The organism is Salinisphaera orenii subsp. halophila YIM 95161, assembly GCF_003732545.1.
Taxonomy (GTDB): Bacteria; Pseudomonadota; Gammaproteobacteria; order Nevskiales; family Salinisphaeraceae; genus Salinisphaera; species Salinisphaera orenii_A.
This window is the reverse complement of sequence record NZ_AYKF01000126.1, coordinates 1-11301: the sequence shown is the minus strand read 5'-3', so window position 1 is coordinate 11301 and position 11301 is coordinate 1. Positions and strand designations below refer to the sequence as shown.

General features: G+C 63.6%; 15 protein-coding genes and 2 pseudogenes. All 17 read right to left on the bottom strand.

Translation table 11 applies throughout. The features are described from left to right. Positions 1 to 559 precede the first annotated feature (559 nt). Positions 560 to 816: pseudogene (locus tag SAHL_RS18580) on the bottom strand (Tn3 family transposase); the annotation flags it as partial. Positions 817 to 867: 51 nt separating this feature from the next. Beyond that, positions 868 to 1065, bottom strand: coding sequence for a hypothetical protein (locus SAHL_RS15615; RefSeq protein ID WP_123592351.1), 198 nt, complete (start codon positions 1063 to 1065; stop codon positions 868 to 870). Positions 1066 to 1111: 46 nt separating this feature from the next. Continuing rightward, the gene (locus tag SAHL_RS18365; protein ID WP_281273033.1) at positions 1112 to 1240 is read right to left on the bottom strand and encodes a hypothetical protein; all 129 of its coding nucleotides are present in this window, start codon (positions 1238 to 1240) and stop codon (positions 1112 to 1114) included. A 244-nt stretch (positions 1241 to 1484) separates the two neighbouring features. Continuing rightward, a complete protein-coding gene (gene dps, locus SAHL_RS15605; RefSeq protein ID WP_123592350.1) occupies positions 1485 to 2054 on the bottom strand; it encodes a DNA starvation/stationary phase protection protein Dps in 570 nt (189 codons plus the stop codon). 219 nt (positions 2055 to 2273) lie between these two features. Next, a complete protein-coding gene (locus SAHL_RS15600; protein WP_123592349.1) occupies positions 2274 to 3443 on the bottom strand; it encodes an oxidoreductase in 1170 nt (389 codons plus the stop codon). A gap of 71 nt (positions 3444 to 3514) precedes the next feature. Beyond that, the gene (locus SAHL_RS15595; RefSeq protein WP_123592348.1) at positions 3515 to 4228 is read right to left on the bottom strand and encodes a type 1 glutamine amidotransferase domain-containing protein; all 714 of its coding nucleotides are present in this window, start codon (positions 4226 to 4228) and stop codon (positions 3515 to 3517) included. 112 nt (positions 4229 to 4340) lie between these two features. Beyond that, positions 4341 to 5336: a zinc-dependent alcohol dehydrogenase family protein gene (locus tag SAHL_RS15590; RefSeq protein WP_123592347.1), complete on the bottom strand. Its 996-nt coding sequence runs from the start codon at positions 5334 to 5336 to the stop codon at positions 4341 to 4343. 46 nt (positions 5337 to 5382) lie between these two features. After that, positions 5383 to 5696 (bottom strand): annotated as a pseudogene (locus tag SAHL_RS15585) (alpha/beta fold hydrolase); the annotation flags it as partial. Between the two features lie 133 nt (positions 5697 to 5829). Further along, on the bottom strand, positions 5830 to 6156 hold the full coding sequence (locus tag SAHL_RS15580) for a GlcG/HbpS family heme-binding protein (RefSeq protein WP_123592346.1): 327 nt from the start codon (positions 6154 to 6156) through the stop codon (positions 5830 to 5832). 38 nt (positions 6157 to 6194) lie between these two features. Further along, positions 6195 to 6761, bottom strand: coding sequence for a type 1 glutamine amidotransferase domain-containing protein (locus tag SAHL_RS15575; protein ID WP_123592345.1), 567 nt, complete (start codon positions 6759 to 6761; stop codon positions 6195 to 6197). 47 nt (positions 6762 to 6808) lie between these two features. Beyond that, the gene (locus SAHL_RS15570; RefSeq protein ID WP_123592344.1) at positions 6809 to 7336 is read right to left on the bottom strand and encodes a DsbA family protein; all 528 of its coding nucleotides are present in this window, start codon (positions 7334 to 7336) and stop codon (positions 6809 to 6811) included. Beyond that, the gene (locus tag SAHL_RS15565; protein ID WP_123592343.1) at positions 7333 to 7851 is read right to left on the bottom strand and encodes a redoxin domain-containing protein; all 519 of its coding nucleotides are present in this window, start codon (positions 7849 to 7851) and stop codon (positions 7333 to 7335) included. The genes SAHL_RS15570 and SAHL_RS15565 overlap by 4 nt, the downstream gene beginning before the upstream one ends. A 31-nt stretch (positions 7852 to 7882) precedes the next feature. Further along, positions 7883 to 8176 carry a putative quinol monooxygenase gene (locus SAHL_RS15560; RefSeq protein ID WP_123592342.1) on the bottom strand — a complete coding sequence of 98 codons (294 nt, stop codon included), beginning with the start codon at positions 8174 to 8176 and terminating at the stop codon, positions 7883 to 7885. A 107-nt stretch (positions 8177 to 8283) separates the two neighbouring features. Continuing rightward, positions 8284 to 9021: an SDR family oxidoreductase gene (locus SAHL_RS15555; protein ID WP_123592341.1), complete on the bottom strand. Its 738-nt coding sequence runs from the start codon at positions 9019 to 9021 to the stop codon at positions 8284 to 8286. An 81-nt stretch (positions 9022 to 9102) separates the two neighbouring features. Next, positions 9103 to 10218, bottom strand: a complete 1116-nt coding sequence (locus SAHL_RS15550; protein WP_123592340.1) for an alkene reductase — start codon at positions 10216 to 10218, stop codon at positions 9103 to 9105. A gap of 83 nt (positions 10219 to 10301) precedes the next feature. Continuing rightward, complete coding sequence (gene trxA / locus SAHL_RS15545; RefSeq protein WP_123592339.1) at positions 10302 to 10625, bottom strand: thioredoxin TrxA; 324 nt, start codon at positions 10623 to 10625, stop codon at positions 10302 to 10304. 53 nt (positions 10626 to 10678) lie between these two features. Further along, positions 10679 to 11266: a TetR/AcrR family transcriptional regulator gene (locus SAHL_RS15540; RefSeq protein ID WP_123592338.1), complete on the bottom strand. Its 588-nt coding sequence runs from the start codon at positions 11264 to 11266 to the stop codon at positions 10679 to 10681. Positions 11267 to 11301 lie beyond the last annotated feature (35 nt).

The window sequence follows — 11301 nt, the reverse complement described above, 5'->3', positions numbered from 1 at the left end:
CGAACACGCAATTTACGCGCCGTGCAGCTCTTGCTGGGACATACGAAGCTGGAAAGCACGGTGCGCTATCTCGGCATCGAGGTCGATGATGCGCTCGAGATGTCGGAACAGACAGAGGTATGACGTTGGCGCCGAACGAGCCAACTGCGCGACTCGTTCGGCGCCTACACGTATCGGCCAGAACCAGACATTGCTGGCGAATCAAATTAATACTCCAAGAAAGTTCTTTTGCTATGCAGCATTCAGAGACGATTAGCCCCTAATTCGCACAATACTTATGCGCCTTCGCGTGTAGTCACGAAGGTATTGGTTCTCCTTTTGCGATCATTTCATCTATCGACAACGACGCTTCCGCTCGCCCTTGGTGACGATTGGGGTCACGAAGGCTGGTTAAGAGTTCGGCCAGCGACTTGCCGATTTGAGCGGCGTGAGCCCGACTCCACCATGGATTTATAGCCTCTGCTATATCCTCCTCAAGAAATCCACCGTCCGATATCGCGAATAAAAGCGCGGCTAGATGGGGTAGACCCAACAGTCGTGTCACCGGCCGCCATCTGAGTCAAAGCAAAGCCAGTCGAACGTTCATATCAAGCTCGAACCGCCCATACGAATTAACGTGCTCCCATATCAACGGCGTCAGTGCCTCGTAGTCTCGCGGCGTGAATCGTCCCTGCCAGTGCGGTTGAGCCAACACTTTTGGATCATCAGGGTATTGACGCAGACCATGCAGTTCTGGATCAGATGGAGCGCAAGCATGCTGACCTCGTGATCTTCGCGGCGATTGCTGGCCATGTCGCCGCGACGTGCGAAGAACACTCGTTTCGGCCAGCTTGTTACCGACAAAGCGCACACGGGTATAAAACGACGTCATCGCGTCTTCCACCCACTGCCGAGTCCCTTGCGCGTTGCTCCCCGGGCGGCGCGCATGTCGCGCATGATGCGGGCGAAATCCACGTCAATAGTGGACGTATCGAGGTTGATGCCGAACTGCGAAGTGTTTTTGATCGCATCCACAGCGCGTGCCGACTGGATTAGGGTTTTGATGAGGATGCAGCTGAAATTCACGCAGGTGCCGCCGATGGCGTCGTGCGGATCATGAACAGGCTCTGAGCTAAAGTGATTTGTGCAATGGCTCGAAGATATTCGCCTGGTTGGTTTCCCAATCCGCCTGATTGTCGAGTGTGGCGAGCGGCTGGATCATGTCGGTATCGAATGCCTTTTGGGCGGTGTCTTCGGCCACGCGCTGTCGCCAGTTGGCATTTGGTAGCGCCCCGCGCGCGACGGCGGCCAGGCTCGCGCCGCCGGGAGCGAGCTGAGCTTCGGCCTTGTCGGGATCGTCCAGCTCGCCGTTGGCGATTACCGCAACACACCGGCACCGTGTGCAGCTACGCCTGAAGGACGCTCGACTCGCCGGCCGCGTGGGCGGGCGACGACCCGAGCTCACTCGCCAGCAACAACAGGAAATCATTAGCTTGGTCGCCGAATCAGCTTATATCGACTCGCTCGCCCTGCTGGTGCGCCTCTAAGAACCAGAGCCACTGGTCCACGCCGCGTGTGATTTCGGTCAAAATATCCGAACTGACGGCATCCTCGAGCTCGTCCATTTCGTCGATGCCGAGCCGCGCAGTGCGGGCGAATGCGGCAAGCGCCGTGGACAATGCATCGACATGCTCATCGCTCGTTTCCAGGACCAATGGGTAGACGTCCAGAGCGGAGCGCTCGGCCACGACGCGGGCCGTGCCTTCGGCGATGCCGCCCAACTGCGCGATGCGCTCGGCAATAAGGTCGACGTAGTCTTCGACCGAGTCGTTGATCTCGTCAAAAAGCTTGTGGAGCGCGATAAAGTTCGCGCCCTTCAGGTTCCAGTGGGCTTGTTTGCATTGGGTCTGGAGGTCAATACAGTCGGCGAGCCGTTGATTGAGCAAGTCCGCGACCTGAGCCCGGGTCGCCGGCGGCAGGTCATTCTTGGTGCGATAGAGCTTGGTGTTCGCGGGGGTGCGCTCGGAGGGTGTGGCACCACCCGTGCGTGTCGATGCCGCTGTTTTGGTCGTCATAACGTACTCCTTTTGATATAGACCATGAAGTTCTGGTTCAGGTAGAGCGCAAGCATGCTGATCTTGTGATCTTCCCGGCGATTGCTGGCCATGTCACCGCGTCGGGCGAAGCACACTCGGTTTCGGCCAGCTTGTCGCTGACACAGCCCACACCGGTATAGAACGATGACGACGACATCGAAACGCTTGGGCTTAGCCACGGGCGCCGCCGTCTTGAGCTCAATCTGATTCGTGCAAAGGCTCGAAGATATCCGCCTGATTGGCTTCCCAATCAGCCTGATTGTCGAGCGTGGCCAGCGGCGACAGCATGTCCGGATCGAAATCGTTCTGCTTGCGGCCCTCGGTCATGCGCCGGGGCCAGTCGGCGTTGACCAATGCCCCGCGCCCGACCGCGACCAGGCTGGCGCCGCCGGACACGAGTTGGTCTTCGGCTTTATCCGCATCGTGTAGTTTGCCGTTGGCGATCACCGCGATGCCGCCGCCGTGTTCGGCGGCCAGTTCGGCCAAGCTCGGGCCGTCGTCGGAAAAAGCCGGATCGACCGCGCCGGCGCCGGTGACGTGGATATAACTCGCGCCGGCCTCGGCCATGGCACGAAAAATCACGGCGGCGTCGTCCGGACCGTCCCAGCGATAATTCATGTCGGCGATCTTGGTCTGCGATAGACGCACGCCGACTGCGAAGTCGCGGCCCACCGCGTCGCGCACGCTTTGCACCACGCGCCGGACCATGCGCACGCGGTTGCCGATATCGCCGCCGTACTCGTCGTCGCGTTGGTTGTGATAAGCGGTGATGAACTCATCGAGCAGATAACCGTTGGCGCCGTGAATTTCCACGCCGTCGAAGCCGGTTTGCATCGCGCGCTGGGCCGCGGCCACGAAACCGTCGATCACCTCGATGATGCCGGTTTCGGTCAGCGCTTCGGGCACCGGATACGGCTCGCCGTTGCCGTGGTAGATCGGATTGGTTTCGCCATAGGGTGCAACCGCCGACGGCCCGGCGTTCACGTCGGCATAGTCGTTGTACTGCGACTGCGCGCCGGCGTGCATGAGCTGCATGACGAACCGTGCGCCGGCGTCGTGGACCGCGTCGACCACCGGCTGCCAGGACAGCGCGTGCGCCTCCGTGGCAATCCCCGGCTGGCGATAATAGCCGCGGCTGTAGGCAGTATCGGTGAACGTGCCTTCGGTAATCACCAGGCCAAAACCGCCGCGAGCATAGCGACGATAATACTCGACCATCTGCGCGGTGGCTGTCCCGTCGAGGTTGGCGCTGGTGCGGGTCATCGGGGCCACCGTGGCGCGATTGTCCAGTGCCAGTGAATCGATACGAATCGGCGAAAACAGGGTGGGGTAGTGTTCGCTTCCGGGTAGGGGCTGGGTTTGTGTCATGTTGATTTCTCTTGAGGAATTGCTCGACGAACTGCTTTTTCGTGCCTACTGGCGCGGCGGCTCGTTGGAGATCATCGTGCAGGCGCGGTATCGCGAGAACCGACGCGCTGACGGATCTGCTCGAGCAGCGCCTGCGCCGCGTCCGCCGAGGACGCCGGATTCTGGCCGGTAATCAGGTTGTTTTCGGTGACGACGTGCGACGCCCAGTCTTCGCCCTTGGAATAACGACCGCCGTTGTCCTTGAGCGAATCCTCGACCAAAAACGGCACCACGTCGGTCAGGCCCGCGCCTTGTTCCTCGCTGTTGGTGAACCCGGTCACGGATTTGCCTTTGACCAGTGGCGCGCCGTCGGCGTCTTTGGTTTTACGCAGCACGCCGGGAGCGTGGCAAACCAGGGCTAGCGGCAGGCCGGCGGCGTGGGTGGTTTCGATCAGGGCTATGGAATCGCTGTCCTCGGTAAGATCCCAGAGCGGGCCGTGGCCGCCGGGATAGAACACGCCGTCGAAATCGTCTTCGGCCACATCAGCCAGCTTGGCGGTGTCCGCCAGCGCGGCTTGCGCGTCGCCGTCTTGCTTGAAGCGCCGGGTGGCCTCGGTCTGGGCGTCTTCGCTGTCGCTGGCCGGGTCGACCGGCGGCTGGCCGCCGGCCGGGCAAGCCAACACAACATCGGCCCCGGCGTCGACGAAGACATAGTAGGGCGCAGCGAATTCCTCCAGCCAGAAGCCGGTGGGCTTGCCCGTATCGCCGAGTTGGTCGTGCGAGGTCAAAACCATGAGTATTTTCATAACATCCTCTCCAATTATCCAGGCTTACAATCCGGCGACCGGCACGCGTGCCGGCCGATTTGGAAACCCCATCGCCGAGGTGCCCGCGGCGAGCCGCGGGGGATTGGTGAATTTAGCCGCCGACCGTGACAACGATCTTGCCGAATTGCTGGTTGGATTCCATATACTTGTGGGCTTCGACCATGTCCTCGAAGTCGAAAGTCTTGGACACCGTGGCCTTGAAATCGCCTTTTTCCAGGCCGTCGGTGACAAACTTCTTGCCGCGCTCGAAGCGGCCGGCGTCGCCGATGACCTCGAAAAGGGTATAGCCGCGCATGGTTAGCGCCTTGTTCATACCCGCGATCATCGGAAACGGCGTCGGCTTGCCGGCCAACGCGCCATAGATGAACACGATGCCGCCGGCGCCCATGGCGTCGACCAGCGTTTCGACCTGCGGGCCGGCCACCGGATCGAAGACCATGCGCGCGCCTTTGTTACCGGTGATACGCATAACTTCGGCGACAATGTCCTGTTCCTCGGTCGCCACGACATGGGCGGCGCCGGCTTTTTTCAGGTCGTCGGCTTTGCCCGAAGTGCGGGTTGCCGCGATCGACACCGCGCCGACGCTATTGGCGATCTGAATGGCGGCCAAACCAACACTGCTGGAAGCCGCCGGGATGATGACGGCGTCACCTTTGGTGAGCTGGCCCAATTCGATGAGTGCGCCGTAGGCGGTCAAAAACGGCATCCACACAGCCGATGCCTGGACGGCGTCGAGACCTTTCGGCCGTGATGTGACTGCGTGTGCCGGCACAATCGCCTGTTCGGCGTAGAAGCTGTAGTCGTTCATCGAAAACGCCGGGATCACCGACACCGCGTCGCCTTCGGCCAGGCCTTCGACGCCGTCGCCGACCGCCTCGACGGTGCCGGCGCCTTCGTAGCCGACGCCGGCGGGCAGCTTCGGGTCTTCCAGATAGGCGCCTTGGCGAAACATCGCCTCGGCGCGGTTCAAGCCGATGGCCTCGACGTTGATACAAACTTCGCCGCGGCCGGGCGCGCCGATTTCGATGTCTTCGTATTGCAGAACGTCCGGGCCGCCGGTCTCGTGGAAACGAATAGCTCGGGTCATACGTGACTCCTTGTTGGGGCATTTGGTGCTTTGCACGGTGCTGTGTTCAACCGTTGAGAAAAGCCAATAGGTCTTTATTGAGTTGCTCGGCGTGGGTGACGATCAGCCCGTGCGGCGCGCCGTCGTACTCCTTTTGAGCTCGGCGTTGCTGCCGATCGCCTTGGCGGCGGCGCGGCCGGTGGCGTCAATGGGCACGGTGGCATCGCCGGTGCCGTGCACCACCAGGGTGGGCACATTGAAGGCATCCATATCGGGCCTGAGATCGGTGCGGCCGAAAGCGTCCACGCAATCCAGCGTGGCCTTGGGCGATGCCTGCATGGCCATCATCCAGCTCCAGCGCATGACGCCATCGCTGACCCCGCCAGCCTCGGTATCCTGACCGTAGACGTCTTGGATGGGCGGGCGCGGCTCGGGGGTGCGGGGGATCGCGGCGGCGGGTTGGATACAAACTCCATAGCGTGCCTCGTGGGTATGTCGGTACAAAACTCGGTATTTAAAAAGCCTGGGCCGCCACCTCGGCGACGCTTTGGTCCTGGTCCCCGTGGTTGGACATCTGGATGCCGAAAAACTGCTCGCCCGGCTGCGCGTTCGCCCCCAGATCCTTGGTCGACAGATCGAAGGCGCGGCTGGTAAACGCCTTGTTGATGGCAATATCGACACTGCCGATCCAGGCGCCGTCCATCCGCGCATGGGCGACTAGGTTGCCGCCGGCGTCGACCACCGCGATATTTACCGGCTGGCCGATCTCCCGGGATTTTTCGATGCCGGCGGCGATGACCCGCTGGGCGTCTTCCAGCGAAACGCTGTTGGCTTGGTGCATGACAATTCCTGCGATTGGATAAGCGGGATAGGCGATCGCTAACCGGTGGCCGACGCGCGATGCTTGCCTTCGGCGAATTCCTCGACCATCTTGGCGTTGAACGCCGGGATATCATCGGGGCTGCGGCTGGTGACCAGGCCATGGTCGACCACCACTTCTTCGTTGACCCAGTTCGCGCCGGCGTTTTTCAGATCGGTCTGCAGCGTGTGAAATGAGGTCATGCGCTTGCCGGCGACCTGCTGCGCGTCGATCAGCGTCCAGGGCGCGTGGCAGATCGCGGCGACCGGCTTGCCGGCTTCAAAGAACGCGCGGACGAACGCCAGCGCGGATTCGTCGCGGCGCAGGTCGTCCGGATTCATCACCCCGCCGGGCAGCAGCAGGCCGTCATAGTCGCCGGCATCGGCGTCGTCCAGGGTCACGTCGACGTCAACGCTGTCGCCCCAGTCCGTGAATTTCCAGCCCTTGATGGACCCATCCTTGGGCGCGACCACCACGGTCTCGGCGCCGGCGTCGATGAGGGCCTGGCGCGGTTCGGTCAGCTCGACCTGTTCAAAGCCGTCGGTGGCCAGTATCGCGATTTTTCTGCCGTTGAGTTCGTCGGGCATCGTATTGCTCCTGATTGAATATCGAAGTTCCCCCCCCCGCCAAGGGTTTATGCGCCTGCCTTTGTTATGGCCTGCGACAACGTATCGAAGTCGAAGTCGCCGTCGTGGCGTACGCCGTTGATGAAAAACGTCGGCGTGCCGTTGGCGCCGGCGCGCACGCCGCCCCGTAGATCGGCTTGCACACGCTTGTTATAGACCCGTTCGTCAAGTTCGCGCGCAAAGCGCTCGGTATCCAATGCCAAATCCTCGGCGTAGCCTTTCAGGTCTTCGTATTCGAGGGCGCGCTGGTGCTCGAACAGGGCAGCATGCATCGCCCAGAACGCATCCTGCGCGCCGGCCGCTTCCGCGGCCTGGGCGGCCTGCGCGGCGTGCGGGTGCACCTTGTTTAGTGGCAGGTGGCGAAAGGCGAAGCGCAAGTCATCGCCGTAGTCTCGTCTTAGCCGCTCGACGATCGGATAGGCTTGGCCGCAGACGGGGCACTCGAAGTCGCCGTATTCGATCAGGGTGACCGGGGCGTCATCGGGGCCTTGGGTATGATCGGTTTCGTCGATCGTGGCAAGGGATGAAGCGTTCATCGGGTGGCCTCCTGTTCGGGCAGGCCTCCGAGCGCGGCCAGGATGCCGTCGGCGCCGGGATCGACATCGATGGGCGAGACAGTGCTCCAGCGGATGACGCCGTCGCCGTCGATGACGAACAGCGCTCTTTCGGTCACGCCGTCGCTGTCGCGATAGACGCCGTAGGCCCCGGCGACCTCGCCCTTGGGCTCGAAATCGGACAGCAGATCGAATTCCAGATTCTTATCCTCGGCGAACGCCTTGTGGCACCAGACACCATCGACCGAGATGCCCAGCAAGCGCGCGTCGAAGCGTTGGAATTCCTCCAGAATCTCGTTGTACAGTGCCAGTTGGCCGCCGCATACCGGGCTCCAGTCGGCCGAGTAAAAGGCCAGCACCACCGGCTGACCGCGCAAATCGCCCAGCGACAGCGACTCGTCGGGCGATCGCGCCAAGGTGAACTCGGGCGCCGGGCTACCGGGGGTCAGCGCCGACTCGGCGCCCGGCGTCGTTTGCGTTGACTGACGCGTACTCATGACATGGGCCTCCTGAAAACCGGCGCGCCGGCTATTTCGCCGCCAGCACGTCGACCTTGTTGATTTGCGGCTGCTCGGCAAACAGGTCCGGGGCTTGGTTCATCAGCGCCTTGGCGACCTCGCCGGCCAGGTGGGCATCGCGGCCGGACTCGTCGTCAAACGTATCGAAGATGGCGTAGGACGCCGGGCCCAGCTTGACGGCGTACCAGGTCCGGGTACCGGGCTCGCTTTCGACCAGCGCCTTCGCGCTATTGAGAAAAGCCTCGACGTCGTCCTCTTTGCCGGGTTGGGCTTGCAGCTCGACCCAGAGTGCTTTGCTGATCATATTGCTTCTCCTATCATGCTCTCTCCTTCGTGGTGGATAGTTGCTTGGACGATGACCCGCAACCCGTTGTCCACAAAACAAGCGAGTCGCGGGTCCCGGTCGGGGCGTTACAGCTCCTGCGCGGTCGGCCGGATGATCAGCTCATTCACGTCCACGTCGGCCGGCTGCTCGATGGCGTAGGCGATGGCCCGGGCGATGGCGTCCGAATCGATCGCCACAGTGTATAGCTCCTGTGCCGACTGGGATGCTCCCTCATGGCTGATGTGGTCGGTGAGTTCGGTGGCCACGGCGCCCGGCGAAATGTTGGTGGCCCGGATCTCGCCGTTCGACTCCATGCGCAGGCCCTCGGACAACGCCTTCACCGCGAATTTGGTGGCGCAGTACACGGCCGCGCCGGGGAAGATCTTGTGCCCGGCCACCGACGACAGGTTGATGACGTGGCCGCTGCCCTGTTCGCGCATGATGGGCAACACCGCGGCCATGCCGTAAAGCACGCCCTTGATGTTGACGTCCACCATCTGCTCCCACTCGTCGACCTTCAGGGCGTCCAGCGGGGCCAGCGGCATCAGGCCGGCGTTGTTGAGCAGCACGTCGACGCGCCCGAAGGTTTCCCTGGCGGCCTGGGCCAGGGCCTCGACCTGACTGCGGTCGGTGACGTCGGTGATGCGGTAGGCGGCGCTGCCGCCGTCGGCTTCGATCGCGGCGGTCAGCTCCTTGAGCCGCTCCTCTCGTCGGGCGCCGAGCATCAGTTTGGCGCCGTTTTTCGACAGCAGTCTGGCCGTGGCTTCGCCCAGGCCGCTGCTGGCGCCGGTGATGACTACGACTTTGCCTGTGATTTCGGACATTGGTCCTCCGTTACTGAATGTCATGCAAGTGAATGGGTGGCGGCGGCCCCGGGCCGCCGCAAGTACGGGTGAGCCCCTGGGTCAGACCGCGGCGGCCTCGGCCAGGGCGGGATAGTCGATGTAGCCCCGCTCGTCGCCACCGTAGAAGGTGGCGGGGTCGGGCTCGTTGAGCGCGGCGCCGCGGCGCAGCCGCTCGGGCAGGTCCGGGTTGGCCAGGAAGCTGCGGCCAAAGGCCACCGCGTCGGCATGCCCGTCGGCGATCGCGGCCTGCGCCCCGGGGCCGTCGTACTCGGCATTGACCAAGAGATTGCCGTGGTAGAGCGGCCGGAACTCGCGGGTGGGGATGGCCGGCGAGCCGTGGCGCCGGTCCGATTCCATCGGCTCCATCAGATGCAGGTAGGCCAGGTCGTACTCGTCCAGCGCCCGAATCATGCTGCCGAAGGTGGTGCGCGGGTCGGAATCGCGCATGTCGTTCATGGTGCCGCTGGGCGACAGGCGGATGCCCACCCGGTCGGCCGGCCAGACGCCGAGCACGGCTTCCAGCACCTCCAGGGGCAGGCGCATGCGGTTGTCCACGGACCCGCCATAGGCGTCGGTGCGCCGATTGCTGCCGTCGCGCAGGAACTGGTCCAGCAGATAGCCGTTGGCGTTGTGCACTTCCACGCCGTCGAATCCGGCGGCGCGAGCGTTCTCGGCGCCGCGCCGGTATTGCGCGATCACGTCCGGGATCTCGCCGGCATCCAGCGCCCGCGGGGTCTCGAACGGCCGGGGGCCGTCGTAAGTCATGGCCTCGCCCTCGGGGCGGATGGCGCTCGGCGCTACCGGCGCCTTGCCCTCCGGCTGCAGGGACGGGTGCGAGATCCGGCCCACATGCCAGAGCTGCAGGTACATGCGCCCGCCGGCGGCGTGCACGGCGTCGGTGACGCGGCGCCAGCCCGCGACCTGCTCGGGGCTGTGGATGCCCGGCGTGTCGGGATAGCCCAGGCCTTCCGGGGTGACCTGGGTGGCCTCGCTGATGATCAGGCCCGCCGAGGCGCGCTGGCGGTAGTACGCCACGTTCATGGCCCGGGGCACGAAACCGGGTCCCGCGCGGTTGCGGGTCAGCGGCGCCATCACCACCCGGTGGGGCAGGGTCAACGCACCGAGTCTCAGGGGCGAGAACAGGCCGGGTTGGTCCTGGTTGTCGGAATTCGTCATGTCGGCTCCTGGTTGTCGTGGACCGGTCTACTAGCGACGCGGCAAAAAGAATGGCACGGCCGCTGGCCGTGCCGTGTTCGGGGCTACAGGTGCTCGTCCAGGAACTCCTGCAGCTTCGCCTGTGAGACCGCACCCACCTGGGTGCCGACCGCCTCGCCCTGGTTGAACAGCATCAGGGTGGGGATGCCGCGCACGCCGAACTTCGCCGGCGTCTCGCTGTTGGCGTCGATGTCCAGCTTGGCCACCTTCAGGCGGCCCTCGTACTCGTCGGCCACGGCGTCGACGACCGGTGCCACCGATTTGCACGGGCCGCACCAGTCGGCCCAGTAGTCCACCAGCACCGGGGTATCGGCCTGGAGCACGTCCTGTTCGAAACTGCTGTCGGTTACTTCGACGGGATTGGCCATGATGTCCTCCTGGGTTGTCTAGACCAGTCTACTATGGGCGAGTCAAATAATTTTCAAGTGCTCCGGAGCACACGGTCCAGGAACGTCTGCGCGAACGCGGCCATGGGCTCGGTGGAGCGGGTGACCTTGGCGCGCAGGGTGGCGCCTTCCCAGCCGGCGAGCAGGAATTCGGCCAGGGCTTCCACGTCGCTGTCGGCGGCAATGTCGCCGGCCTCGCGGGCCGCCTCCAGGCAGGTCACGAACCGCTGCTTCCAGCCGGAGAAGACCGCGTCCAGGCGGCTGCGGAAGGTCTCGTTCTGGCCGGCGAGTTCTTGGCCGAGATTGCCGATGGGGCAGCCGCGGCAGTAGTCGTGTTCCACCATGTCGGCCAGCCCGGCATCGAAGTAGTTGCGGATACGCTGCAGCGGCGGGGTCAGGTCGTCGCCGAGCACGCTGTCCAGGCGCGCCGCATGTTCGACGTCCAGACCCTCGATGACGGCCAGGCCGAAGTCTTCCTTGTTGGCGAAGTAGTAGTAGAACGAGCCCTTGGGCACACCGGCTTCGGTCAGCACCGCGTTGATGCCGGTGTTGTTGTAGCCCTGGCGGGCGATGAGGGCACCGCCCACCCGGATCAGCTCCGCTCTGGTTTCGTTGCGTTTCATGCCAGGCATAATAGACCAGTCGTCTAGTGACGTCA